This window comes from Salinisphaera sp. SPP-AMP-43 (assembly GCF_049568105.1).
GTDB lineage: Bacteria > Pseudomonadota > Gammaproteobacteria > Nevskiales > Salinisphaeraceae > Salinisphaera.
Map to the genome: position 1 here is coordinate 1,548,297 of NZ_CP145335.1, position 25,644 is coordinate 1,573,940.

At 63.1% G+C, this 25,644-nt stretch carries 20 protein-coding genes; 9 read left to right on the plus strand and 11 right to left on the minus strand.

The features are described 5' to 3' along the window. Positions 1 to 30: 30 nt before the first annotated feature. The 5 genes from V5738_RS06565 to V5738_RS06585 all read left to right on the plus strand — a co-directional run bounded on the left by V5738_RS06565 (position 31) and on the right by V5738_RS06585 (position 4,231). Positions 31 to 300: an acyl-CoA-binding protein gene (locus V5738_RS06565; protein WP_423823627.1), complete on the plus strand. Its 270-nt coding sequence runs from the start codon at positions 31 to 33 to the stop codon at positions 298 to 300. A 65-nt stretch (positions 301 to 365) separates the two neighbouring features. Beyond that, the gene (locus tag V5738_RS06570; RefSeq protein WP_423823628.1) at positions 366 to 1,013 is read left to right on the plus strand and encodes an HAD family hydrolase; all 648 of its coding nucleotides are present in this window, start codon (positions 366 to 368) and stop codon (positions 1,011 to 1,013) included. 50 nt (positions 1,014 to 1,063) lie between these two features. Beyond that, a complete protein-coding gene (locus tag V5738_RS06575) occupies positions 1,064 to 1,867 on the plus strand; it encodes an NAD-dependent protein deacetylase (protein ID WP_423824142.1) in 804 nt (267 codons plus the stop codon). Positions 1,868 to 1,989: 122 nt separating this feature from the next. Then, complete coding sequence (locus tag V5738_RS06580) at positions 1,990 to 2,922, plus strand: ROK family protein (protein ID WP_423823629.1); 933 nt, start codon at positions 1,990 to 1,992, stop codon at positions 2,920 to 2,922. Between the two features lie 82 nt (positions 2,923 to 3,004). Continuing rightward, entirely contained in the window at positions 3,005 to 4,231 is a 1,227-nt protein-coding gene (locus V5738_RS06585; protein WP_423823630.1) for a carboxylate--amine ligase, read from the plus strand. Positions 4,232 to 4,493: 262 nt separating this feature from the next. On the opposite strand, the gene V5738_RS06590 is transcribed toward V5738_RS06585, so the two are convergent. Together V5738_RS06590 and V5738_RS06595 are read right to left on the minus strand one after the other, a co-directional pair. Next, a complete protein-coding gene (locus V5738_RS06590) occupies positions 4,494 to 6,479 on the minus strand; it encodes a hypothetical protein (protein WP_423823631.1) in 1,986 nt (661 codons plus the stop codon). A 90-nt stretch (positions 6,480 to 6,569) separates the two neighbouring features. Next, on the minus strand, positions 6,570 to 6,938 hold the full coding sequence (locus tag V5738_RS06595) for a DUF4870 family protein (RefSeq protein WP_423823632.1): 369 nt from the start codon (positions 6,936 to 6,938) through the stop codon (positions 6,570 to 6,572). Positions 6,939 to 7,005: 67 nt separating this feature from the next. Between V5738_RS06595 and maiA the strand changes: the two genes are divergently transcribed. Then, positions 7,006 to 7,665 carry a maleylacetoacetate isomerase gene (maiA, locus tag V5738_RS06600; protein WP_423823633.1) on the plus strand — a complete coding sequence of 220 codons (660 nt, stop codon included), beginning with the start codon at positions 7,006 to 7,008 and terminating at the stop codon, positions 7,663 to 7,665. Between the two features lie 388 nt (positions 7,666 to 8,053). After that, positions 8,054 to 12,847, plus strand: coding sequence for an NAD-glutamate dehydrogenase (locus tag V5738_RS06605; protein ID WP_423823635.1), 4,794 nt, complete (start codon positions 8,054 to 8,056; stop codon positions 12,845 to 12,847). Here the strand turns inward: V5738_RS06605 and V5738_RS06610 are convergent. From V5738_RS06610 to zapE, 7 genes are all read right to left on the minus strand, one after another. Then, positions 12,844 to 14,436, minus strand: coding sequence for a hypothetical protein (locus V5738_RS06610; protein WP_423823637.1), 1,593 nt, complete (start codon positions 14,434 to 14,436; stop codon positions 12,844 to 12,846). The two genes, V5738_RS06605 and V5738_RS06610, sit on opposite strands and share 4 nt — an antisense overlap. Beyond that, positions 14,370 to 15,107 (minus strand): SDR family oxidoreductase, encoded by a 738-nt coding sequence (locus tag V5738_RS06615; protein WP_423823638.1) that lies wholly within the window; start codon positions 15,105 to 15,107, stop codon positions 14,370 to 14,372. The genes V5738_RS06610 and V5738_RS06615 overlap by 67 nt, the downstream gene beginning before the upstream one ends. Beyond that, positions 15,104 to 16,429 (minus strand): FAD-binding oxidoreductase, encoded by a 1,326-nt coding sequence (locus V5738_RS06620; protein WP_423823639.1) that lies wholly within the window; start codon positions 16,427 to 16,429, stop codon positions 15,104 to 15,106. Before V5738_RS06620 ends, V5738_RS06615 begins: the two co-directional genes overlap by 4 nt. After that, positions 16,426 to 17,850 (minus strand): UbiA family prenyltransferase, encoded by a 1,425-nt coding sequence (locus tag V5738_RS06625; protein ID WP_423823640.1) that lies wholly within the window; start codon positions 17,848 to 17,850, stop codon positions 16,426 to 16,428. Before V5738_RS06625 ends, V5738_RS06620 begins: the two co-directional genes overlap by 4 nt. Next, entirely contained in the window at positions 17,847 to 18,812 is a 966-nt protein-coding gene (locus V5738_RS06630; RefSeq protein ID WP_423823641.1) for a lysylphosphatidylglycerol synthase transmembrane domain-containing protein, read from the minus strand. The genes V5738_RS06625 and V5738_RS06630 overlap by 4 nt, the downstream gene beginning before the upstream one ends. Before the next feature lie 504 nt (positions 18,813 to 19,316). After that, the gene (locus tag V5738_RS06635) at positions 19,317 to 20,939 is read right to left on the minus strand and encodes a long-chain fatty acid--CoA ligase (protein ID WP_423823642.1); all 1,623 of its coding nucleotides are present in this window, start codon (positions 20,937 to 20,939) and stop codon (positions 19,317 to 19,319) included. Between the two features lie 979 nt (positions 20,940 to 21,918). After that, a complete protein-coding gene (zapE, locus tag V5738_RS06640; protein ID WP_423823643.1) occupies positions 21,919 to 23,019 on the minus strand; it encodes a cell division protein ZapE in 1,101 nt (366 codons plus the stop codon). A gap of 48 nt (positions 23,020 to 23,067) precedes the next feature. Between zapE and xerD the strand changes: the two genes are divergently transcribed. Then, positions 23,068 to 23,979, plus strand: coding sequence for a site-specific tyrosine recombinase XerD (gene xerD, locus V5738_RS06645; protein WP_423823644.1), 912 nt, complete (start codon positions 23,068 to 23,070; stop codon positions 23,977 to 23,979). A gap of 4 nt (positions 23,980 to 23,983) precedes the next feature. After that, positions 23,984 to 24,529, plus strand: coding sequence for a class IV adenylate cyclase (locus V5738_RS06650; RefSeq protein WP_423823645.1), 546 nt, complete (start codon positions 23,984 to 23,986; stop codon positions 24,527 to 24,529). Between the two features lie 25 nt (positions 24,530 to 24,554). Here V5738_RS06650 and fdxA read toward each other — a convergent pair whose 3' ends face one another. Together fdxA and V5738_RS06660 are read right to left on the minus strand one after the other, a co-directional pair. Then, the gene (fdxA, locus tag V5738_RS06655) at positions 24,555 to 24,878 is read right to left on the minus strand and encodes a ferredoxin FdxA (RefSeq protein ID WP_423823646.1); all 324 of its coding nucleotides are present in this window, start codon (positions 24,876 to 24,878) and stop codon (positions 24,555 to 24,557) included. Between the two features lie 86 nt (positions 24,879 to 24,964). Continuing rightward, positions 24,965 to 25,537 (minus strand): NUDIX hydrolase, encoded by a 573-nt coding sequence (locus tag V5738_RS06660; RefSeq protein WP_423823647.1) that lies wholly within the window; start codon positions 25,535 to 25,537, stop codon positions 24,965 to 24,967. Between the last annotated feature and the right edge of the window lie 107 nt (positions 25,538 to 25,644).

The following is a 25,644-nucleotide window of genomic DNA, read 5'->3' on the forward strand; positions in this document are numbered from 1 at the left end:
TAGACCCACCGATCCGTTTAGGAGAAGTCCATGAGTGATCTGCAGGCCCAGTTCGAGCAGGCACAGAAGGATGTCGAGACCCTGTCCAAGCGGCCCAGCAATGAAGAGTTGCTGGCGCTCTATGCGCATTACAAACAAGCCAACGAAGGCGATGTCTCCGGCAAGCGCCCGGGCATGACCGATTTCCGTGGCCGTGCTAAATACGATGCCTGGACCAAGCTCAAGGGCATGGAAGCCGAGCAGGCCATGTCCGGCTACATCTCCAAGGTCAATGCGCTGCTCGATGGCGAGAAAATCTGAACAGAAGCCGGCTCTTGATGTCGGCCGCTGCAACGCAGGCGGCCGCTACGGCGTAGTGGCATGTCATGACCACGTATCATGACTGGTTGGTTTTCGATTTGGGCGGCGTACTGGTAGAGGTCGCTGCCCAGCAGACCACACTCGACGCCTTTGCGACATTGAGCGCGACGCCGCCCGAACGGCTGGCGCCGCTGCTACGCGAACGATTCGGTGCTCGTCCGTGGTCGGCCGCCGAGCGATTACAGGTTGGCGAGCTGGATTTTTCGAGCTTCCACGCCGAGTTGAACCAGCATCTGGTACGCCCGCTTGAACCGGCGACCCTGGTCGCAGCCATGGAATCTATGCTGCAGGGCGTCAAGCGTGACACCGAGGCAGTACTGGCCCAGCTGGCCGGCTGTGTCAATCTGGCCTGCTACAGCAACACCAACGCGATCCACTGGCGCTATATGCAAACGCACTACGGCTTTTTTGGCTACTTCCAGCGCCGGTTCGCCTCTCAGGAGCTGGGCCGGGCCAAGCCGGACCTGGCAGGGTATGAACAGGTCTGTGACGGCCTCTCAGTCGAGCCGTCGCGATGTGTATTGATCGATGACCGGCAGGCCAATGTGGCGGGCGCGCGCCAAGCTGGATGGCAGGCAATCCATTTCGAATCGGCCCAGCAGTTGGCGGCCGATCTTAAGGCCCGCGGTATCGCAGCAGGAGTATCGCCGTGACGCCGACCGAAGAGTTGCTTGCCAGTCCCGACAACGCGCGCGCCGAACATATCGCCGAAGCCCGGGATTTTCTGGATCGGCACCGGCGTTTGTTCGTGCTGACCGGCGCTGGTATCAGCACCGATTCCGGCATCCCCGACTACCGCGATCGCGATGGCGGTTGGAAAGGCGCCAGTCCGATCCAGCATCAGGCGTTTGTGAACCAGTTGGCCAAACGCCGTCGCTACTGGGCGCGCAGCATGGCCGGTTGGCCGCCGGTCGCACGCGCCCGGCCCAACAATGGCCACGAAGCGCTGGCTCGTCTGGGCTCGGCCGGCCGGATCGGTCTACTGGTTACCCAGAACGTCGATGGTCTACATCAGGCCGCGGGCAGCCGAGCCACGGTCGATCTACATGGGCGGCTGGACCGAGTCATTTGTCTGGACTGCGGTACCCGCCTGTCGCGCAACCGGGTTCAGGAGATGCTGATTCATGCCAATAACGGCTGGCTGCACGACGCAGATGCCATGCGGCCGGATGGCGATATCGAACTGGGCGATGTCGACTACGATGCCTTCCAGGTGCCGGATTGCCCGCTATGCGGCGGTATTCTCAAACCGGACGTCGTATTTTTTGGCGGCGCGGTGCCGAAAAACCGAGTCGAGCGCGCCTGGGCGGGTTTGCGCAGCGCGGACGCCGTATTGGTGGCCGGTTCGTCGCTGATGGTCTGGTCGGGGTTTCGTTTCGTGCGCGAGGCAGCGGCTCGCGGTCTGCCGATCATGGCGATCAACCGTGGTCGTACTCGTGCCGATGAGTTGATCACCCATAAGCTCGAAGACGACTGCGGCCGCGTGCTCGATGCAGCTATCGATTGACTGATCTGGCGGCCCAGCGCCCGGTGCGCCTCGAACGAAACCCCGACAGGCTCTAGACTAGGTCCGACCATTGTCTTGAGCTCGTCGATGTCGTTTCCCGATCCACATATGTTCGTCTAACTATGGGCGCAACGGACCATATAGACCGATCGCCCTGGCGGCTGGGGCTGGATCTGGGGCGTAGTCGGCTACGCGGGGTGGTGCTCGATACCGACCACCGGGTTGTGGCACAACGCCAGGTCGCCACACCCGAGCATGATTATCGTTCGCTGATCGGTTTGATAGCCGAGCTGGTCAAGTCCCTGGAAACCGAGGTCGGCCAGGCCGAGCTGCCGCTTGGTCTGGCGGTGCCGAGCGGCGTGAGCGCCGCCTCCCAGCGTCTGCGTCGCGGCCCCATGCCACTGCTCAACGACCGCCCGCTACCGGCGGATGTATCGGCCGCCACGGCCCGCGAGGTCCGGACCGGGCATGCAGCGGGGTGTCGAGCGCTGGCCGAGGCGGCCGATGGCTCGTTGGCCGGGTTTGAGCGCGTATTCGTGGCCTCGATCGGCAGTAGCGTAAGCGGTGCCTTGCTGCTCGACGGCCGTCTGGCCGGCGGCCCGAACGGCACCGCTGGGGCCTGGGGGCATACCAGTCTGCCTTGGCCGAACAACATCGAATCGCGGGCGTTTCCCGAATGCTGGTGTGGGCAGGCTGGGTGCATCGAGGCCTGGGTGTCGGGGCTCGGTATGAGCGCCGATCACGTTCGGCGCGGTGGCCATGCGTTGACCGCCGAAGAAATCGTGGAACGTGCCGAGGCTGGCGAGCGACTGGCTGGCATCACACTGCGCGACTGGTTGTCGCGCATGGCCCGCGGGCTGGCCACGCTCGTTAATATCGTGGAACCGGAACGGATCGTCGTCGGGGGCGGGCTGTCCCGAATTCGCTGGCTGTATAGCGAAGTGCCGAAAATTTGGGGCCAGTACTGTCTGAGCGACCGAGTAGGTACCGAGATCGTTCCGGCGACCCATGGTGAGACCGCAGCGGCTTTCGGCGCTGCCCTGTTATGGCCGTGATCGGCCGGAGCACAATCGGCCACCGGGCAGAGGGCAGTGGTGTGCTATCGTCGAAACCACAGTTCGTTTCGATGGAGATGATATGGCCGAGAAAAACCCGGACAAAGGATATATCGCGCTACTGGGTTGGTCCTTGGGCGCCGTAGAGGCGGCCGAGAATTTCGACCGTCGCTACGTTGTCGTGGCCCCTGAATGGGCCGAGGATTATTGTGAGCAGCACGATATCCCCTATGTGCCCTGGAATTTCGAACGGCTCAACGACCGGTCGATGGAAATCGCCGAGAGGCTCAAGGAAATGGGGGTCGACGCGGCGGTTCCGCTGTTCGAGGAAGTCGTCGAGTGGGCCGGGGCTATCAATGCGGTCCTGAAAGACAATCCGCGTTTGCATGGCCAGGCCGTACTGTTCCGCGATAAGGCTCTGATGAAGCGCCGTGCCCAGCTCGGCGGCATTCGCGTAGGCATCTTCGAAGAAGCCCATGAACGCGACGATGTCTATCGCTTTTTCAAGCGAGTCAATCAGACCTTGCTCAAACTCGACGGCGATACCGACGACCCGATCCATCTGAAAGCCTTCGACAAGGCGGGTTGCCTCGGCCATCGCATGATCAAGTCGGCCGAAGAGATCGAGCAGATTCCGGATTCGGAATATCCGCTGCTCATGGAAAGCCATCTCGATGGCTGGGAATTCGCGGTCGAAGCCTGGATCTGGAACGGCGAGATCCAGTTTTTGAATATTTCCGAATACGTGACGCTCGGTTATTCGGTATTCGTGCCGGCGACGCCGGAGCTGGAATCCTGGCGCAACCTGATCACCCAGCAGATCGAGTTGCTGATCAAGACCTTCGACATCCAGTTCGGCCAGATTCACCCCGAGTACTTCGTGACCTCGGATGGCACCATGTACTTCGGCGAAGTCGCCTATCGCCCGCCGGGCTTTAAGGCCTTCGAGCTGATCGAGCGCGCTTATGGCTTCAATGCTTATCAGGCGTCGATGCTGGTATTCGATCCGAAGGCGACCGAAGAAGAGGTCAAGAACTTCTTCCCGACCCCGGTCACCGGTGCCAAGGGCTATGCCGGCTGCTTCGGTGTCTACCCGCGCCATCGGGTGGTCAGCAAGCTGGAGATTCCCAAGGAAGTCGAAGAGCACGATTACTTCGACTACCACGAACTCACTGCACCGCTACAGGAAACGGTGACCAAGCGTTCGGCGTTCGGGACCCACTGGGGCCTGGTCTTCTACTTCGGCGACAATCCGCATCGTATGCGCGACTGGCTGAAGCACAACGAGGAACTGGATTTTTACGTCTAGCTCTGCTCTTACGAGACCAGGAGAAAAGCCGGCCCGAGGGCCGGCTTTTTTATGGGCAGCGGGCGCACCGGAAGCGATACGGTTTGATGTCTGCCGGCTGGCCCAGGTCGCGCGACAGGTTTCGTCTGAATGCGTCCTCAGACCGCCCAGATCACGCCTGTACTACCACTTGGGTTGAACGTGATGCGGGATCGGGCGAGGCGTTGTCTTATGAGATCACATTATTGGCTCGATATGGCCCGTCTCGGCACGCCAAGCCGCGCTAGTCGATCCATGCAAACCGTGTGCCCCAACCGGCAGCGACGATCGAGCGGATTCGGGCGATCGCTTCGGCTTCGACGGCCATTGGGTCGCCGGTTTCATCGGCCTTGTAATGAAACAGATACAGCCGAGAGGCGAACTGTTCGAAGGGCAGGGAAGATTCGCCTTCGAGTTCGTCGGCTTCGTGCACCGAGGTCTCGATACCCTGGCCCCAGTTCTGTCGCTTGTCGCGGTTGGGATTGAAGAAATACACCCGCCACTGGCCTTCCGAATCGCGGGCGATGCGCTGGATCGCGATCGCGTGCCAGCCGATATAGGTGCCCGTGGCGTCGGTCGCGGCGATACCGCAGGGCTGGGCATAGACCAGATCTCGGCCGCCGTTGAATGCCGGATGATAGCTGGCATAGAACAGCCGCATGAACGTATCGAAGCCGGCGATTGCGCCCTGGGCAATATCGATCAGCTCGGCCGAGTCGCGGTTGACCCACCAGCCATGCATCTCGGCGTTGACCCAGCGATGGCCGTCGCCGGGGCGACCGATGGTACGCCGGCCCATTTCGACATAGATGCGATCGATATGCGGCGTGAGCAGTACCGAGACGGTATCCAGCTCGGTATGCAGTGTTCGCGCCATGCCGCTATCGAGCTGGCTGGCCCGGATCGGCTGGCCCTCGAAATCCATGACCAGATCATTCTCGCGGGCCGCGAACGCAATCAATTCCAACAGATAGCCGACATCGTTCTGAGCCCACAGGCTGATTGCCCGGGCTGCCTGGCAGGTCGGATTGTGCCCCTGGTCCAGCCCCCGTGGTTGACCGATGACCGACAGGGTGCCGGCGAGCAGTAGCACGTTCGCCGAGGGCGGCGCACTCCATTCGCTGGCGGCCTCGAGATCGGCGGCGACCTGCGGATGCATCTCGAGCTGCATCAGCCGGCGCAGACCGGGCAGTAGCGGTCGGGTGAACAGACGGCCGGCGTTGAGCAGCCGGGCCAACCCGTAGATCGCACGCGCGGTCTGCGGCACGATCGCAAAACGGATGATCTCGGCGATATCGGCCTCGTGTGCTTCGATGCCAGCCTTGCCGACATCGTCGAGCCCGAGCGCGTTGCCGAGTAGATCGGGCGCGGTATCGGCCAGATGCCGAAGCAGTCGGGCATGGGCCGCCGAGACCAGGCCGGTTTCGTTCATCGAGGCCCCGAATACGCCGGCTTCGGCGGCCAGATAGTCGGGGTCGCACTGGGCCAGCGCAGCGGCATAGGACGCGTCAGGATGGGCCTGGGACAGCATGCTCGGCCCGTTCAGCGCGCCGATCCAGTGGCGTGCGATCCGGGCCGCCGGCGGCTGCTCGTGGCCGTTGTCCAGCGCGCGCTCGGCAGCCTTCAGCAATGCCTCGACCCGTTGGATCATGATCGGGCGCTGGGCCATCGTGCGCTCGATTTCGGCGATCAGCTCGTCGAGAATCGCAGCGCTCCCCAGGTGATCCAGAAAGAACGCGAACAGAGCCTGCACGCGCTCGTATTCCGCGGACTTTTGCTCGCGACTGGACTCCGTAGCCACCGGAAACAACAGGTCCAGGTTGGCCGCGAGCACTTCGCTCAGAAACCGCCGTGCCGCCTCGGCGCTCATGTGCTCTGTCGTGCACCGGCCTTCGGCCACGGCGAGCAGGCGCAACTCGCTCAGACACTCGAGCGTCGCGCTCGTGCCGCCGCCGCGCAGCGTCGATCCGGCCAGAGCCGGCTCAAGACTGGCCGGGTCAGCCCAGTCGCTGCCCAGGAATACGCCGGCGGCATCGAAGCGGTGCGCGAACTGGAACAGGCTGGCGATGCCGAGCTCGCTGCGCAGCAGCCGCGGCGCTCGCGATATCAGCTGTCCTTGGTGCGTATATTTAGTGAACGAGGGAGCAGAATCGAGCCGGGCTAGGGCGCTCTCGAAATCGTCGATGATACGTTGCGGCAAGGCCGATTCACGAGGCATCGATTCAGACAAAACGACCTCCGGTCAGATCGAGCAATGGGCTGGGTATCGATCTCGAAGGTAGCATGCCTGATGAGTATTATTGACCGGGCGAGCCCAACCCTAGAAATCCCCCTTCGGCATCGGCCGTCGCTCTGCAAACGCCAGCACACCGCGAATGAAGCGATAGAAGCACCACAGCCAGAGAATGCCGTAGCCGATGATGCCGATGACGAACGGCGTCAACACGAGACAGACCAGGCTCCAGAGCATGGTGAACCAGAAGGTGCGCATCAGCCAGCGGTGATGAGTCCAGGCAAAGCCGCCGCGTTCGAGCTCGCCCATTTTGACGTGGTTGATGATCACGCCGGCGACTGCGGTCAGAAAGAAAAAGCAGCCGAGCCCGTAGAGCACATAGGCGATCAACAGCACGTTGCGCTCGCTCTGCTCGACAACAGCGGAATCGGATTCGGCAATCAGATGTCGACTCATGGGGATCTCCGGTCAGGGCAGGCGTTTGCTAGACTCGATATTGTCATATTCGTCTGTCGACCAGCCCATGCTCAAGTTGTTCACGCACCATCGCAGCGTGTCGGCCCACCGCGTGCGTATCGCGCTCAATTATAAAGGTGTGGCTTTTCAGTCGATTTTCACGGGGCTGGATGGCGCCAGTGACGAGCGACAGCAGTATCGACAGATCAATCCGGAAGGCCTGATTCCCGCGCTCTGGGTCGAAAACGATCTGGTCATTTCCCAGTCGTCAGCCATTCTGGAATATCTCGAGGAGCGCTATCCGGAGCGTCCGCTGCTGCACGGCGATATCAACCAGCGGGCCCGGATCCGTTCGTTCGCCCAGATCGCGATTGCCGATACGCATCCGTTGAACAATCTGCGGGTGCTGCGCTATCTGCGCGACGAAATGGATGTGCCCTACGATCGCCGCCGGGCCTGGTTCGAGCATTGGCTGCATGCTGCGTTCGGGCCAATGGAGTCGTTGCTAGCCCATCAGCCGGCCGCTGACTACAGTTATTGCTTTACCGAGCGTCCGAGTCTGGCCGATGTCTGTCTCGTGCCCCAGGTATCGATGGCCGAGCGTTACGGCGTGAACCTGGGCAACTATCCGATCATCCGGCGGGTGTATCGCGCCTGTATGGCGCTTGGTGCATTTCAGGCCGCTGCCCCCGATACACAGAGCGACAGCGCCCACGGCTCTAAATAACGGTTGGGGCGCAGGCCGTAAGCAATGCCCAGCGTGGTCTCTGCGCGCCGGGAACCGTGCCGGGCCTGATACGAGCCTGGCTGGGCCGGGCTGTATACACGCGGCCAGGTCTCGAAAGCCGCGGCCGTTGTTGTCGCCTACGGCGCGGCGCGATTCATCGCAGCGCTGACCGGGCCAGCGTATGGCCGCTCCGGTCGGCTTGAGTCGTTTGAAAGACAGGATCGGTAGACGACTGATCTGAAACATTTGATTCGGGCGCGTTGGGTCAAGCGGGCGATGCGTGGAACGCCTCCTGAACCCGGGATAAGGCGCTCGACCGGTGCGGGGTTGTGGATGCTGCTAGACCGGGCGTAACGTCGCCCTACGAATCGTTACGCCTGCGCCCGCCATGAATAGCCAGACCGCTGCCGTTATCTCCGAAGTCCGTGCCTGTGTCGGCGAGGATTCGACTCTGAATCGGCCCGAGTTGATGACAGCCTTCGTCGAGACCTGTCTGGCCGGGGTGCCCGCCGAAGCGTTGCGGGTACGCAGCGTCGCCCGACTGTACGATGCGCTGCGCCATCATTTCGACCAGTTGGCGGCGCCGCGCTCGCGGGGCGAGGACCGTGTCATGCTGGATCCGATCGACAGCGCCGATGGCGACTGCGATCTGGCGCTGTTGACCGTGACCGACGATATGGCCTTTCTCGTCGATACGGTGAGTCTGGCGGTGCGCGAAACCGGTGCCGAAATCGATTGGATGATGCACCCGGTGGTACGGGCCAAACGCGACGGCCAGGGCGAGCTGACGCATATCGGTCCGGCCGGAGCCGACGGCCCGGCTGGCGATGAGGAATCGCTGATCCGGATCGAGTTCGCGGCCCCGGCTGGGCTCGACGGGGCGGCGCTGATCGAGCGGGTCCAGACCAGTCTCTCGGATCTGGCGCGGGTGGTTGCCGACTGGCATCCGATGCGCCGCCGTCTGCAGGCCGTGATCAGTGAACTCGATCAGGCCGCCGGCGGTGTCGACCGTGACGAACGCGCCGAGACCCAGGCGTTCATCTCTTGGCTGGCCGACGACCATTTCACCCTGTTGGGTTATCGCTGTCGGGCGATTGAAAGCGATGAGCACGGCGCCGACATGATGGTCGATGTGGCCAATACCAGCCTGGGGTTGCTGCGCGAGGACCGCCCCGAACTCGACCCGGACGGCTATGTGGCGCCGGCCGGGGTGCTCGATGAATATACCCAGTCGCCGCGGCTGCTGGTGATCACCAAGGCCAACCAGCATTCCTGGATCCATCACTCGGAAACCATGGACGTGATCGCCATCAAGCGGCTGGATGCGACCGGCAACGTGGTCGGCGTGCATCGCTTTCTCGGCCTGTTCTCGGGCGATGCCTATCGCGCCAGTCCACGCGATATCCCGATGCTGCGGCAGAAGATTTCGCATGTGATGGCGCGTGCGGCGCTCAGGCCGCGTTCGCATGCGGCCAAGAGCCTGCGTTATATCCTCGAGACCTTTCCGCGCGACGAACTATTCCAGACTGGCGAAGACGAGCTGTTCGATACCGTCATCGGCGTATTGAACATGCGCGAGACTGAGCCGCTACGGCTATTTCTGCGCCGGGATCGGTATCGCCGCTTCTATTCGGCGATCGTGTATGTGCCGCGCGAGCGCTATACGGTGGCGCTGCGCCGTCAGATCCGGGCCGAGCTCGAGCGGCACCTGGTCGGCGAATGCCAGGACGTCGACGCTGATTTTCTGCGCGGCGCGGTGGTACGCCTGCATTACCAGATCGCGACCGACGAGACGGTCGATAACGTCGATGTCCGAACTATCGAGCAGGCCCTGATTACCGTCACCCGGGCCTGGCCGGACCGGGTGGCCGCATCGGCCCGCGAAGCCGGGGTATCGCTACCGGCCTATGCGCATGCCTTCGATGCTGCCTACCGGGAACGCTTCGATGCGCCAACGGCCGTTGTCGATGCCCGCCTGCTGGCCGAGTTAGATGCCGAGAGCCTGCCAGTACTCCGGGCGCTGCCGCCGGAAGGCGATCTGCTGACCCTCAAATTATACGGCGGCGGCACCGAGTTGCCGTTATCGCGGGTGCTGCCGGTGTTCGAGCATTTCGGGCTCTCGGTACTGACCCAACATCCCTACGAAGTCGCGCGCGCTGGCCAGCCCAAGCAGTGGATCCATGAATTCCAGGCCCGGCACGAGCATTCGGAATCGCTGGTCGAGCCCGGCTGTCGCGATAACCTGGCGGCGGCATTCGCCGATATCATGGCCGGCAGCGCCGAGGACGATAGCCTCAGCCGGTTGATCATCGACGCTGGGTTTTCGCCGCGGCAGGTGGTGCTGGTGCGCACCATCACCCGTTACCTGCTGCAGACCGAGCTGCCGTTCTCGCCAGCCTATGTCGGCGATCGACTGGCCGAGCATGCCGGACTGGTCGCATCCCTGATCGATTTGTTCGAGGCCCGCTTCGATCCCGATCGGGCGCGCTCGGCCTCCGGCGACGCCCAGGCATGCAGCGCGATCGAGACGGCCCTGGACGATGTTGCCAGCCTCGATGCCGATCGGGTACTGCGGGCTTTTTACGGAGTGGTCACAGCGACCCTGCGCACCAATTACTTCCAGCGCGACGAGGCCGGCCTGCTCAAGGCGCATGTCTCGATCAAGCTGGATTCCAGCGCGCTGGTGGAGCTGCCGCAGCCGCGCCCCTGGGTCGAAACCTTCGTCTATGCCCCGAGCGTCGAGGGCATTCATCTGCGCGGCGGGCCGGTGGCACGCGGCGGGCTGCGCTGGTCGGACCGGCGCGAGGATTTCCGCACTGAAGTCTTGGGGTTGATGAAGGCCCAGATGGTCAAGAACGCGGTCATCGTGCCGGTCGGCGCCAAGGGCGGCTTCGTGCTCAAGAACACGCCTGCCGGCGAGACCCGCGAAGCGCGCCAGGCGCGGGGCATATCGGCCTATAAAGTCTTCATTCGCGGGCTGCTCGACATCACCGACAACCGTGTGGGCAGCGAGGTGGTCACGCCGGAACGAGTGGTGGCCCGCGACAGTGATGATCCGTATCTGGTGGTGGCCGCAGACAAGGGCACCGCGACTTTTTCAGATATCGCCAATGCCCTGTCGGCCGAGTATGGCTTCTGGCTGGACGATGCCTTTGCCTCGGGCGGCTCGGCCGGCTACGACCACAAGGCTATGGGGATCACTGCCCGCGGGGCCTGGGAAGGCGTCAAGCGCCATTTCCGCGAACTGGGGCGGGATGTCCAGACCGAGCCGTTCTCGGTGGTAGCGATCGGCGACATGGGCGGCGATGTGTTCGGCAACGGCATGCTCGCCTCCGAGCAAATTCGGCTGGTGGCGGCCTTCAACCACCTGCATATCTTTATCGACCCGGATCCGGATATCGCTGCCAGCTATGCCGAACGGCGGCGGCTGTTCACGGGCCCGGCCTCGAGCTGGCGCGATTACGACGAGCGCCTGATCGCGCGCGGCGGCGGGGTCTTCGATCGAACCAGCAAGACCATCGAACTGTCCGACGAGGCCCGCGCCGCGCTGGGCATCGAAGCACGCCGTCTGGCGCCGGACAGCCTGATCAACGCCATTCTCAAGGCGCCGGTCGATCTGCTCTGGAACGGCGGCATCGGCACCTACGTTAAGGCCGCGACCGAATCGCATGCCGAAGTCGGCGATCGAGCCAACGACGGCCTGCGGGTCGACGGTCGAGAATTGCGGGCCAATGTCGTGGGCGAGGGCGGCAACCTGGGGCTGACCCAGGCCGGCCGGATCGAATTCGCGCTCAATGGTGGCCGCCTGAATACCGATGCCATCGACAATTCCGGCGGCGTGGATTCCTCCGACCTGGAAGTCAATATCAAGATCGCGCTCGGCACGGTGGAAGCCGACGGCCGGCTCGATCGCGAGGCCCGTAATACATTGCTGGCCGAGATGACGCCGTCGGTGATCGAACTGGTGTTGCGCACCAACTATCTGCAGACCCAGCAAATCAGCCTGATGGAGGCCGAAGGCTTGGCGCATTTCGACGAGCAGGTCAGCTTCATGCGGGCCTTGGAACGCGATGGCCGGCTGGATCGGCGCCTCGAAGGGCTGCCGGACGACGAGACCATCGAAACTCGGCGCCGCGAGCGGGCCGGTCTGACACGCCCGGAACTCGCCGTCCTGATTTCCTACAACAAGATCACGCTATCCGCGGCTGCGCTCGAAGGCGGGCTGGCCGACGATCCGTGGCTCGAGCAATGGCTGACCGACGGCTTCCCGCCGCGCCTGGTCGAGCGTTTCCCGCAGGCCGTCACTGAGCATCGCCTCAAGCGCGAACTGATCGCCACGCTGGTGACCAATCAGATGGTCGATCGGCTCGGTATCGCCACGGCCCATCGGTTGCCGGTCGGTTTCAGCTCGCGTATGGAAGCCGCGGTACGGGGCTATGTGCTGGCCGAAGGCTGGCTGGGCGGTGAGTCATTGTTCAATGCCGTCGAGGCGTTGGATAACGTGATCCCGGCGGCCGAGCAGTATCGTGCCCATGAGATCGTGAGCGGGCTGCTCAAGCACGCCATGAAATGGTGGCTGAGCGCGACCGATACCGGGCGCGATCTGACCGAGCTGATGACCCGTTATCAGGACGGTGCACGTCGGCTGCTGACTCATCTGGCCGATCATCTGGTCGGCACCTATGCCCAGCGCTGGGAGGCGACCTGTGCCGACTGGGAAGCGGTCGGCATGGAAGAGGCGCTGGCGATGCGCCTGGCCTGTGCGGATGTCGGCGGCGGCATCATGGACGTGGTTTCGCTGGCCGAGCAGCGCGGTCGCGCGGTCGAGGATGTGGCCGATATCTACTATCGTCTCGGCGATGCGCTCGGCGTGCCGTGGCTGCAGGAGGCGATCCATCAGTTGCCTGCTAACGGCCGTTGGCAGGATTTGGCCCGTACCAGTCTGCGCAGCGACAGCTATCTGATCCATCAACGCTTGGTCGATCAGGTGTTGCAGTTGGACAGCGATGATCCGCTGGCCGATTGGTGCGCCTCGCGCGAGCATACGATCGCTTTCGTCAGCGCGCGGCTGGCTGAGCTGCAGGCGATCGAACAACCGGCCCACGAGCATTTGACCGTAGCGGTGCGCGATCTGGCGCGTCTGGGCCAGCCGGGCCCGGCGAGTTTGGGCGGGGCTGCCTAGCCGCCGCTCGCGTGGAGCCTGCGCTCGGCGTCGGCGCCAGTCTCTATAGGTGCTGGCGCCGGCCGGCGAGCCTGCCACCAGCCGAGCAGTCGAGCGGCGCCGATGGTCAACAAAATGCAGATCATCGGATTGATCGAGAAGCGAAACCGCTGGTTTTCGTCGATTTCCAACGCGTTGCCGATCACGCTGACGTACATGACGTTCAGCCAGACAAAGATCAGGGTGGCATCGGACGCCGACAGCCGACGCCGCCAGAGCGCTCTGACCAGTACCGCCAGGCCGAACAGCACCGCCAGCACATAACCGATGGCGATGAAGATGCCGATGGTGCCGGGCTTCAGATCGAAGCGGGGGTTGTCGGGATAGACTGGCTGGCCCCCGACGATCCGGGCATACCAGCGCGCCCAGGGTTCGATGGCCCGGCGGTTGTCCTTGAGAAACGGATAGTCGCTGGCCGGGCGCCAGAACATCAGCCAGGCGGTGCCCATTGCATTGAAATAGACTGAAGGGTGGGTACGAATTGCTACCAAGGCATCGTGCCGGTACATCCGGGATATCTCGGCGTAGGGCAGATAGTTGAAATTGATGTGATCGGTGCTTTTGCGCTTGTAATCGAGCACGGCGATGCCGGTATACGGGCGTTCGACAACCGTGCCTTCATAGGATTCGGGGATGTCGTAGGCTTTGTCGTCGAGTGCCAGTGGCGTCATGCGCCCCTCGGCGACCAACCGGCTGCGCTCGTCGGCGTCGAGTTCCAGAGTGGTCAGCTTGGCCAGGCTCATGCCCATCCAGTCCGAGGTCGAGAACTCGCCGATCACGGCATAGTTTTTGGCATAGAGCGCCACGATCAAGACCAACGGCACGGCGGCCGCCAGCAGCACCGCGCGCCGATGGCCTGGTAATACCAGCGCCAAAAAACCGGCTAGCACGAGAAACCACTGGATTTGGAACATCGAGCGGGTATAGATCAGCACTGCCATAGCCATGAACAGCGCCAGAGCGCGCCCGGGCGTGAACGCGCGCATGCACCCGTCGAATAGCCAGACGATCAGCCCGAGCAGGGCGATCACAGGCAATGTGTAGTACGGCAGGCTTTCGTAGAGAATCAGCGCTGGCGAGCACATGAACAGGCCGGCGACTGCAGCAGCTGCAGCCACGCCGGCGCCGAGCCGGCGCAGCACGGCATAGAGCAGCAGTACGGTCGCCAAGGCACAGCCGGCGAAAATAACGCGAAACAAGGCCGCAGTCGCGAAATCGCCGCCCCCGGTCAGTGCCGACAGTTTGACCACCACGCCGAGCAACAGGTTGTACAGCGGTGGTTGGCCCGGCATGTAGAACAGACTTTCGAGCAGATCGTGGCGCAGCAGCACCGGGTCGAGAATCTGCCAGGAGGTCGCCATTGGCGCCAGGTCGAAACGCACGCCGGCCATATAGGCCAGCGCGCGACTCAAGATATAGGCCGCGACCAGCCCGCCGATCGCCCAGCGATCACGGCCAAGGCCCGGGGCACGGCCGGCCCGTGTCATAGCTGGGTACGGTGGAAAATCGATCGCGGCACGGATCGGATGATGGCCATGATGTAGCGCCATACGCCCGGCGTGTAGAGGACATCCTTGGGCTTGTCCATAGCCTTGTAGATATCGCCGCCGACCTTGTCGGCGCTGGCGAACAGAGGCCCCTTGGGGATATCGGCGGTCATCGGCGTATCGACCAGCCCTGGGCGGATCGTGAGCACCTTGACGCCCGAGCCGTGCAACCGGTGGCGTAGGCCGTCGAGAAAGGCGTTGACGCCGGCCTTGGCGCTGCCATAGACATAATTGCTGGCCCGGCCGCGATCGCCAGCCACCGAGGAAATCACCGCGATCAAGCCTGAGCCTTGGGCTTCCATCCGATTAGCCAGATCGGTGACCAGCGCGATCACGCTCAGTGCATTGGTTTGCCAAGCGGCCACGGCAGCCTTCGGATCGGCGGCGCATTCGGCCTGGTCGGGCAGGGTGCCGTAGGCGATCAGCACCGCATCGATGCCACCGAGGTCGGCCATGGCGGCATCCAGCATCGGGCCGTGGGCCTCGAAATCGTCGGCGTCCATGGCATAGGGCGTGGCATGGGCAGCACCGCGTACCGATAGATCGCTGGCGACCGGATCGAGCTTGTCGTGGCTGCGGGCAACCAGAAACAGGGCATCGCCGCGTTCGGCAAAACGACGGGCTGCGGCTTCGGCGATCGCCGAGGTCGCGCCTACGATCAAAATTCGGTTCATTGCTTGTCCCCCATTACGCGGCGCCAGAAGTTCGAGGAAAACGCCGGGTCGACGTATTCGGAAAACTCTGGCCACCGGGGAAAATATTGTTGGAAGGCCGCGGCCGACATGCGCGCGTCCTTGGCGGGATAGACCGCGCCCCCGGCGGCCATGACCACTTCATCGAGCGAGTCCAGCAGCCGGCGGGTCGCCTCGCCGCGATTGGGAAAATCCAGCGCCAGGGTCGCGCCGGGCCGCGGAAACGACAGCATGCCGGGCGAGGGCACATCGCCGAACACTTTGAGCACGGATAGAAACGAACCGGCATCCGCGGCGGCGATGCGTTCGAGCAGTTCGGCGATCGCAGCCTGGGCATCGCCTGGGGGCACCACGCATTGATACTGGAAAAAACCGCGTGGCCCATAGGCCCGGTTCCAGTTACGGATGCCGTCCAGCGGATAGAAATAGGGCTGGTAATGCTGCAACGCCCGGAACCGCTGGCGGCGTTTACGGTGGAAATACAGAGTGTTGAGCGGCGTCAGCGTGGCCCGGTTCATCAACGAAAACGGCGGCGTAAGCGCGAAATTCGGGCCCGGTTTGGGGCCTGCCGTATTCGGCTGGCCCATAGCCGGCGCATGATTGGCGCGCATGAACCAGCCGCGGCCGAGACGCGCGCCGCGGGCGCTGCAATCGACCCAGGCAACGGTGTATTCGTAGTCGCTCTCCGACGCTTCGGACAACTCGAAAAAGCGCGCCAAATTATCGAAGCGGTGGGTGTCGACATCCATGAACGGGCCGCCGATACGCTTTAAGCAGAAACGTATGCGGGTGATCAGCCCAGTCAAGCCGAGGCCGCCGATGGTCGCGGCAAACAGTTTCGGGTTGGACTGTCGGCTGCAAGTGCGGGTGAGGCCGTCGCTGGTGGTGATATCGAAATCCAACACGTGCCGGCCGAAGCTGCCGGCGACATGATGATTCTTGCCGTGTACGTCGTTGGCGATGGCGCCGCCGACGGTCACGTACTGGGTACCGGGGGTGACCGGCACGAACCAACCCTGCGGTACGGCGATACGCAGGATATCGGCCAGCAGCACGCCGGGCTCGCATTCGAGCACGCCGTGCTCGACATCGAAGGCCAACAGATGATCCAGGCTGCGGGTATCCACCAGCAGCCCATCGTTGTTGAGCGGTGAATCGCCGTAGCTGCGGCCGTTGCCGTAAGGCAGCATGGCGTGCTCGGCGTCAGCTGGCAACGGCGCACGCCCGCTGGTCGGGCGGATGACTTGGGCCGGCGTGCTGGTCGGCAGTCGGCCCCAGGAGGGATGGCTGGGCGCTGCAGTCATAGCGCGGCGATCATGATCAAGGCGCCCATGACCATACACACACGACTGCCGTTATCACGGGCAGCGAATACGATCGGATCGTCGCTCATCTGGCCACGCATCGTGACCAGCCAGATTCGGCTGATCCAATACAGCACGACCGGACACAGCAGCCAGATCCAGTTGGGGTGGCTGTAATACCGCGTGACATCCGGGCTGTTGATGTACAGCGCCAGAATGACCACGCTCGTATAGCCTGCCGCCGTGCCGAGGCTGCGTAGGGCATCGAGATCGCTGCTGGCATAGCCTCGCCCACCGGCGCTGGATTCACCGCTTTGCATCAGAAACAGCTCGGCACAGCGCTTGGCCATCGCTAGGCTCAGAAACAGCGACATCGAAAGTGCCAGCAGCCAGAACGACAGCGGGATGCCGGTCGCGGCACCGCCGGCGATCAGGCGCAGGGTATACAGCCCGGCCAGGGTGAGCACATCGACCAGCGCCAGCCGTTTCAGGCCCATCGAATAAGCCAGGGTGGCGATGTAGTAGATGGCCAGTACGGTACCGAACAGCGGCGGCAGGAACAGCGCGATCACGACCGCGATCAGAATCAGGATCGGGATCGCCAGCACGCCCTGGGCAACCGGCAGCGTGCCGCTGGCGAACGGGCGCCGGCGCTTGTTCGGATGCCGTCGGTCGTCGCCCAGGTCGAGCAGATCGTTGAGCAGGTAGACGCTGGAAGCCAGTGCCCCGTAGGCTAGAAACGCCATACAGGCGGCCAATACCTTGGAGCCATCCAGCAGTTCGTGGCTGGCCAGCAACGGCACGAAAATCAGGATGTTTTTCGACCACTGATACAGGCGCATCGCCTTGACCCAGGTTCGCAGGCCGCCCGGCTGGCGCGGAATGCGATGCCCGACCGTAGTCTGGCTGCTGGCCCAGCGATCGGTGCCCGGGCTTGCGCTGACCAGCACCGACTGGCGGGAGCCGGCCCAGATCGGTCGGTCCTTGTCGTGGTCGGCGGCATAGTCAAACGGCGTGTCGCCCAGCAATTCACGGATTGCATCGAGCTTGTTCTGGCCCGACAGATTGATCTGGTTGTCGCTGGCCAGCACGTCGTCGAACAGATTCAGATGTTCGGCGACCTGATGGGCATAGCGCTGGTTGGCCGCCGTTGCCAGTATGATTCGCCGGCCGCGTCGCTTTTCGGCGCCCAGATAATCTAAGAGTTCGTGGTTGTAGGGCAGATGTTCGACATCCAGATCGGCGCGCGAGGCGATTTCGCTTTTCAGCGTGGCCTTGCCGTGCCGATACCAGCCCGGCATCCGGAGCAGCTTGTGGGGCTGCTCGCGGACCAGCACGAATGCCGATTCGATCAGGAGGTCGGTATGGACGAGAGTGCCGTCGAGGTCCACAACGAGTGCGACGTCGCGCTCATCGTTCATGTGATATGCCCTTGTTGTGTATCAGATTGTGGTTGGCGGCGGCGTTCCAGTTCCAGACCGCCCAGACAAATCAGGCCTAGAACCACGGCCAGCCAGAGCGTTGCGATGCGCGCGATCAGGGTCACGCTGAGTGCCGCCCCTGCGGCTACGCCCGAGAGTTTGAGTAGCAGCGTCATCGCAGCCTCGGTGCTGCCCAGGCCGCCAGGCAGAAACGACAGCGCACCGATCAGCATGCTGGTGGCATAAATGCCGATCGCCAGCGTCAGCGCGACATCCAGCCCGAGCCGTTCGGCGATCAGATATACGGAAACACCTTCGGCAGCCCAGGCCACGCAGCCGATCGCCAGGCCACTGACCAGCGGCTTCCATGAAAGCAGCACGAAGGCACGTTCCCAGGCATGCACAGCGACCTGCAGTACCCGGCCGACCAGGTTTTGGGGCTGCTCGACGCGTTTCTGTGCGGCCTTGAGCAGAGTTCGGTTATGCATGATCGCCAACAGGCCGACGATGACCGCCAGCGGCGCGGCGATCCAATAGACATAGCCGGTGAACGACAGCACCGCCAGCAGCGACAACACCAGGATCGACAGCAGATCCAACAGTCGTTCGGCGAACAGGGCGGCCACGGTATGAGCATAGGGCACGTTGCGACGCGCCAGATACACCGCACGAACGCCTTCGCCGGCTTTGCCCGGGGTTGTCGTCAGCGCAAAGCCAGAGACATAAATCAGCGCATGCCGAATTAGGGGCAGCCGATGCCCAAGCCAGCGTAAATAACCGTGCCAGCGCAGAAACCGCAGCGCGTAGTTAAATAGCGATAGCCCGCAGATCGCCATCCAGCCGAGCCAGTCGAGCCGCTGCATGGCCGCCCAGGTACGGGCGCCGTCGATGCCGGCAACCAGCGTGAAATACAACAGGGCCGCGATCAGCAGCGAAACGATAACCGTAGTCAGGCGCGGCAAGACTTCACCCGAAGTGTCAAATGCAAACAACGGCCGCGGAAGATAGGCCTCCGGGCCTGTTCAGTGTATCGATAAATGCCGGGCATACGACAATCCGGCATACCACGGGCCCGAGTGCTCGAGCGTAGCCTAGGCTTTTGCCGCGCATAGCAGTGAACGACGGTTTGCATAGGACAGGGCTGTGCCTCGAGCGTCGGGATAACCCAGGCAAGGCTTGCGTTTCATGCCTGTCTGCAAGGTGAATAGGCGTAGCTCGGAGAGTGGGCCAGGACTGTCGTCAAGGCCCGATCGAATCAGGAATCCCGGCTGCCGTGCGCGGCTGTATAGGTGCAGCATCAAGCCAGGTTCGGCAAGACCAAGCAACCCAACACTGGCCGGATATCGAGCATGGCGCATCGTGCCACGTATCTGGCTTCGCTGTGCTTGGCGCGAGCAGCACAGCTTGCAGCCCGCGATCCGCAGGGCCGATCGGTGGCCGCGCAAGCGCCGCGAGGCCGACTGCGCCTAGGATGTATTCGGCTCGTGCTTGGCGAGTTGGCCGCGCAGATCGCGCTTGCTGAATTTGCCGGTCGAGGTCTTGGGTAATGCATCGAGCCAGACGAAATCCTCGGGCACCATCCATTTCGGCACCCGCGCCAGCAGAAACTCGCGCAGGGTATCGGCATCGCAGGTCGCGCCTGGTTGGCGCACGACCGCGGCCAGCGGCCGTTCGCCCCAGCGTTCGTCGGCGCGCGCCACGACGGCTGCCTCGACAACCTCCGGATGGGCCATGAGTTCGTTTTCCAGATGTACTGACGAGATCCATTCGCCGCCGGACTTGATCACATCCTTGCTGCGGTCGGTGATGTCGATATAGCCGTATTCGTCGATGGTCGCGATATCGCCACTGCGTAGCCAACCATCGGCGGTAAATTTGTCGGTCTCGTTGTCGGTGCGGTAATAGCTGCCGGCAATCCAGTGTCCGCGGATCTGCAACTCGCCCATCGTTACGCCATCACGGGGCAACGGTTCGCCTTCGGCATCGACGATCCGAATCTGGGTCAAGGGCACGGTCGTGCCCACGGTTGCTCGGCGGGCATAGCGTGCGTCCTCATCCATCGCCTGCACGGCAGGTTTCAGCCGGCCGGAGGTGCCCATTGGCGAGGTCTCGGTCATGCCCCAGGCCTGGATCACGGTCAGGCCGTGGGCATCGAAGTGGCGGATCATCGACTCGGGTGCAGCCGAGCCGCCGACCGTCATGCGTAGTTCGGTAGCTAGCGGCCAGCGATCGGGTTCGGCATCCAGCGCCTGCAGAATGCCCATCCAGATGGTCGGCACGCCTGCGGTCACGGTGACGTTTTCGGCCACGTACAGATCCAGCAGGCTTTCGGCATCCAAGTGTGGGCCGGGGAACACCTGTTTTGCACCGACCAGAGCCGCCGAGTAGGGCAGGCCCCAAGCATTAACATGGAACATCGGCACCACCGGCAACACGCTGTCGTTGAACGATAGGTCGAGCGTATCCGGCAAAGCACTGGTCAGGGCATGCAATACGGTCGAGCGATGCGAATAGGTCACGCCCTTGGGGCGGCCGGTCGTGCCCGAGGTATAGCACATGCCACAGGCATCATTTTCGTCCTTATCGGGATAGACGAACGCCGGCGAACCACGGCTTAGGACATCTTCGTAATCCACCAGCGGCGCGGCCACACGCTCGCCGGTCAGGGGCACGACGATCACTTGCTTGACGTCGATCTGGTCCGCGATCTGTTCGTATAGCCCGAGCAGCACGTCGTCGACGATCAGCACCTGGTCTTCGGCATGGTTGATGATCCAGGCAATATCGTCGGCAGCCAGGCGGATATTGACCATGTGGCAGACGCCGCCCATCGCTGGGATGCCGAAATAGGCTTCCAGATGGGCATAGTGGTTCCAGCACAGCGTGGCGACGCGCTCGCCATGGCCCACGCCGAGTTCGCTCAAGGCGCTGGCCAGGCGTTTGGCTCGGGCGGCCATATCAGCATAGGTATAGCGATGGCAGGACTTATCCGGACGTTGGCTGACGATCTCGATATCGCCGAACTCGGTCGCCGCGCGTTCCAGCAGTTCATCCAGCAGTAGCGGCCGTTGCATCATTGTCGACTGCATAGCGGTTATTCCTTATCGCGACATTCTGATCGGGCGAGGTTGGCGGGATCGGCCGATACGCGTCTACGCGGCTTTCGGCGCATGCAATGCTCGGGCCGCTCGCAACCTCGCGCAAGGGCAGAGCGATTGGGAAAGAGCAGGCATGGGCCAATGGCAAGACATCACCCGGGGCAAGGATCGGGCTTTGGCCTCTGAGGGATGGCCGCTGCGGCAGCCGTCGACAGCTGGGTGCAATTCACGCGGCCAGCGGGCCCGATACCGACCGGCGATGGCCCTGAGGCGGTTGTGCGCGGCCTGCTGTTGTGCAGCAGCGCGAGGCGAGTGCCGGGTCAGGTGTCAGAACCATCCGAAAGCCGGTAGCTGACTCGGCATGGATAGCATCGGCAGGCCTAAACCGGCGCCTGGGCGATGTATCTGCTCTGCAGACCAAGCTGCTGTCAGTTCGATGCTGACCCGCGCTCCCGAATAGGGCGCGTCCAGCAACCGGTTCGGGCGATCACCCGCAGACGGCGACGATCACGCTTAGACCATACTAGGAATCGATCGCGCATTGCCAGATCAGACCATACAGGTCGGACCATCATCGGGGGCGAGGATCGCGTGGTGGGTGAAGTCGTGACGCGCGGGTCGGCCGGCGCCTAGCGCGAATCGATGCTGACGCTTCACAAGCCTACGATCCGCAGCCGTTTCATCAGAGCGATGAAGCAGCCGCGACGACGTATGTCCAGCGTCCGGCGGTCGCGGGTTGGTAATCCGCAGATCCTGGCGCCGTGGTCGTTCGCCTGCAGCCCCGTGGGCTGTGGGCTAGCCGGGCAAGCACGATCGGTACTCGCGGCCTGCGTTTATCCGGGCGATGCCTTGACGCGCCTCGATGGCGACCAAGACGCGGCGGATCGTGGTCGTCCATCAGAACGCCGAGCCGGAGGCCGCGACGGCTCAACGCACGCCGAATCGTGGCCGCGCCTTGTATCAATCGTGCCTAGGCACGGTGGGCTTGGCCGATGTACTCATCGGTACTCATCTCATGCAGACGGCTAGCCGTGCGTTCGAACTCGAAGGCCAGTTCGCTGCCGGCATACAGATCGTCAGGCCGAGCCTCGGCGGTCACGAACAGATTGACTCGTCGATCGTAGAACTCATCGATCGCGTTGATGAAACGGCGCGCCGCGCTGTCGTCGGAATCGCCGAATACCGGCACGTCCGAGAGCATGATTACGCTGAACTCACGCGCCAGCTCGATATAGTCGTTGGCCGAACGCGACGTACGGCACAGGGTGTCGAAATCGAACCAGGCGATCGCATCGGCACGCCGCCGGGTCGGGATCTTGCGGCCCAGGATCTTGACGTTGCCAGCCTCGGTGACCTGGCCGGTGGCTAGCCGGTCGAAATACTGGGCCAGCACGGCGTCGGCCTCTGGCCCGGGCGGGGTCTGGTAGGTATCGGCCTGGCCGATATGGTCCAGCCGGAAATCCGTGCCGTCGGCCAAGTGCATGATTTGGCAGTTGTTCTTGAGGCGCTCGATGGCTGGCAAGAAGCGGTCGCGCTTGAGCCCGTCCTTGTACAGATCGTCCGGATCGACGTTTGAAGTGGCCACCAGGGTGACATTGCGTTCGAACAGCTCCTCGGTCAGGCGCGACAGGATCATCGCATCGGCGATATCCGAGACGAAGAACTCGTCGAAACACAGTACCCGGTCGGACGCCCATTCTGCGGCGATCTTTTTCAACGGATCGCGCTGATTGGTATAGCGCTTGCGCGCCTCATGCACTTTTTGCATGAACCGATGGAAATGCAGCCGGGTCTTTTCCTCGAACGGCAGGGTATCGAAGAAACAGTCCATCAGATAAGTCTTGCCGCGGCCCACGCCACCCCAGAGATATAGGCCTTTGACCTGCGGGCGTTTTTTCTTGCGTCCCAGCAGGCCGCCGTTGGTGGTGGGGTTGTCGAGCAGGCGTTCGTGGATCGATTGCAGCGCATCGACCGCCTGCTCCTGGGCCGGATCACGCTGAAAATCCGCCTGTTCAAGATCAGCTTCGTAGCGTTCACGCGGGCTGGAGGCGAGCACGGTGTCGTCGGCCATAGGAGACGGGGGCTGGCGAAATGATGTCGCGGATTATACGCTCGCGACATGGCAGCGATCGACGCCCTGAAATCCGAGACCGCCGCGCTCATCGAGCGTTTTCTGGATGGCCTCTGGGCCGAACGCGGGCTGGCCGATGCCACGCTCGGTGCCTATCGCAATGACCTGGCTCGGTTCGCTGGCTGGCAGGAGGCCCGCGGCGGGCTGCTGGTTGCAACGGCCGCCGACATACAAAGCTATCTGGCCGCCCGACATACGCCTGATTCGAGTCCACGCAGCGCCGCACGGTTGTTGTCGAGCCTGCGCCAGTTCTATCGCTATCAGAAGCGCGCCGGCGTCATCGATGCTGATCCGACGGCGCTGATCGACATGCCCGCCCAGGGGCAGCGTCTGCCCAAGACCTTGAGCGAGGCCGATGTCGAAGCGCTGCTGACCGCCCCCGATACCACGACTGATCTGGGTCTGCGTGACCGGGCGATGCTGGAGCTTATGTATGCCGCGGGGCTGCGTGTGTCCGAACTGGTCAGCGCGACCCGGGCCCAGGTCAACACCCGCCAGGGCGTGATCCGGGTGACCGGCAAGGGCGGGCGCGAACGCCTGGTGCCGCTGGGCGAGGCCGCGATCGATTGGCTGCAGCGCTATCTGGCTGGCGCCCGGGCGGCGCTGCTCGGTGTGGCGGTCTCCGATGCGTTGTTCGTCACCGCGCGCGGCGGTGGCATGACCCGCCAGAACGTCTGGCACCGGATCCGTGCGCATGCCACGACCGCAGGCATCGCGACGCCGATCTCGCCGCATGGGCTGCGGCATGCCTTTGCCACCCATCTGATCAACCACGGCGCCGATCTGCGCGCCGTACAGATGCTGCTCGGCCATGCCGATCTATCGACCACCCAGATCTATACCCATGTCGCGCGGGCACGCCTGAAGGCGCTGCATGCCGACCATCATCCGCGCGGCTAGACGCATGGCACGCAATATCGAAATCAAGGCGCGCGTGGCAGATCGGGCCACGCTGGTCGATCGTGTCGAGGCCGTCGCCGGGCCGGCGGTGGCCGAGCTGCGCCAAGACGATACTTTCTTTCACTGCGGTCACGGACGCTTGAAGCTACGCGATTTCGGCGACGCTACTGGCGAGTTGATCGCCTATGCGCGCCCAGACACGACCGAGCCCAGTCTGTGCGACTACGAGCGCAGCCCCACCGACGATCCCGCGGCGCTACGCGCCACCTTGACCCGTGCACTGGGCGAACTCGCCCGGGTGGTCAAGGCGCGCTGGCTGTATCAAGCCGGACGCACGCGGATCCATATCGACCGAGTGGCAGGACTCGGCGATTATATGGAACTGGAGGTGGTGCTGGCCGATGGCGACACGCTCGCCGACGGCCAGGCCGAAGCCAAGTCCCTAATGCGCGAACTGGCGATCGACCCGGCCGATCTATGCGCGATGGCCTATGTCGATATGCTGCTCGCCGAGCCCAGCGCGGTCGGCCGGCATGGATCCGCCGGCTGACAACTACTGGGCATGAGCTCGGCGATCATTCTTCAAGCAGCTCGCGCTTGTTCGGCTTGTCCGCCCATTCGTCGGCATCCTCGGGCGGTTTTTTGACCTCGGTGATGACCGGCCATTTCGCGGCCAGCTCAGCGTTGAGCTGTAGAAAGTCGGCCTGATCCTCGGGCAGATCGTCCTCGGAGACGATGGCTTCGACCGGGCATTCCGGTTCGCAGAGTGTGCAGTCGATGCATTCCTCGGGGTCGATGGCCAGAAAATTCGGGCCTTCATGGAAGCAATCCACCGGACAGACTTCGACGCAGTCGGTGTATTTGCACTTGATGCAGTTTTCGGTGACAACGAAGGTCATGGTCAGCCTCGTCGCTTGATGATAAAGGCGGAAATCGGAAAGGGCGCTAGTTTACCAGTGCCCGCGGCCGTGCGGCGCAGCTACCTTCAAACTCTAGGTTCGCGGTCCAAGCGCATGGCTTTCCAGTCGTCGGCGGCCAGCGATTCCACATGCACCGAGAACCGGCCGGCCGCGCGATCCGCAAAATACTGCGACAGCGCGCGGTGGATACTGGGAAAAGCCAGTTGCGGCCAGTCGATCTCGTGTTCGCCGACAAAACGGACCTCGGCGCTTTCCGGACCGGGGGCATAGTGATCGTCGTGCATGTCCGCGATGAAGAAAATATGCACCTGGCCGATGTGGGTCACATCGATCAGGCTGAACAGCCGTGGATTGTCCACGGTCACCCCGGCTTCTTCGAAGGTTTCGCGGGCCGCACCCTGGTCGCTGGTTTCGCCCAGTTCGAGAAAGCCGGCCGGCAGGGTCCAGAAATCCAGACGCGGCTCGATCGCCCGTCGGCACATTAGAATGCGGCCTTCGCGCTCGACGATGGTACCCACGACATTGCGCGGATTGTCGTAGAAGATCTCGCCGGTCGCGCTACAGATATTGCGCTTGCGGTCATCGCCATCGGGTACGGCGAATTCTATAGGGGCGCCGCAGTTCGGGCAGAAGTTCATCGGCTTCGGCATCCGGCCAAGGTTAGAGGCTGTAGCGCGACAATGCACGCGTTGTCTGTCGGCTGGCTCGGCTCCAGCCGCTCGAGGCTCGACCTAACACGCGCGTT

Coding starts and splice junctions, on each gene's coding strand:
- fdxA (WP_423823646.1), bottom strand. CDS start 24,878: ATGACCTTCGTTGTCACCGAAAACTGCATCAAGTGCAAATACACCGAC.
- xerD (WP_423823644.1), top strand. CDS start 23,068: ATGGCAGCGATCGACGCCCTGAAATCCGAGACCGCCGCGCTCATCGAG.
- V5738_RS06595 (WP_423823632.1), bottom strand. CDS start 6,938: ATGAGTCGACATCTGATTGCCGAATCCGATTCCGCTGTTGTCGAGCAG.
- V5738_RS06660 (WP_423823647.1), bottom strand. CDS start 25,537: ATGAACTTCTGCCCGAACTGCGGCGCCCCTATAGAATTCGCCGTACCC.
- V5738_RS06585 (WP_423823630.1), top strand. CDS start 3,005: ATGGCCGAGAAAAACCCGGACAAAGGATATATCGCGCTACTGGGTTGG.
- V5738_RS06580 (WP_423823629.1), top strand. CDS start 1,990: ATGGGCGCAACGGACCATATAGACCGATCGCCCTGGCGGCTGGGGCTG.
- maiA (WP_423823633.1), top strand. CDS start 7,006: ATGCTCAAGTTGTTCACGCACCATCGCAGCGTGTCGGCCCACCGCGTG.
- V5738_RS06650 (WP_423823645.1), top strand. CDS start 23,984: ATGGCACGCAATATCGAAATCAAGGCGCGCGTGGCAGATCGGGCCACG.
- V5738_RS06605 (WP_423823635.1), top strand. CDS start 8,054: ATGAATAGCCAGACCGCTGCCGTTATCTCCGAAGTCCGTGCCTGTGTC.
- V5738_RS06620 (WP_423823639.1), bottom strand. CDS start 16,429: ATGACTGCAGCGCCCAGCCATCCCTCCTGGGGCCGACTGCCGACCAGC.
- V5738_RS06625 (WP_423823640.1), bottom strand. CDS start 17,850: ATGAACGATGAGCGCGACGTCGCACTCGTTGTGGACCTCGACGGCACT.
- V5738_RS06610 (WP_423823637.1), bottom strand. CDS start 14,436: ATGGCGCTACATCATGGCCATCATCCGATCCGTGCCGCGATCGATTTT.
- V5738_RS06635 (WP_423823642.1), bottom strand. CDS start 20,939: ATGCAGTCGACAATGATGCAACGGCCGCTACTGCTGGATGAACTGCTG.
- V5738_RS06615 (WP_423823638.1), bottom strand. CDS start 15,107: ATGAACCGAATTTTGATCGTAGGCGCGACCTCGGCGATCGCCGAAGCC.
- zapE (WP_423823643.1), bottom strand. CDS start 23,019: ATGGCCGACGACACCGTGCTCGCCTCCAGCCCGCGTGAACGCTACGAA.
- V5738_RS06570 (WP_423823628.1), top strand. CDS start 366: ATGACCACGTATCATGACTGGTTGGTTTTCGATTTGGGCGGCGTACTG.
- V5738_RS06565 (WP_423823627.1), top strand. CDS start 31: ATGAGTGATCTGCAGGCCCAGTTCGAGCAGGCACAGAAGGATGTCGAG.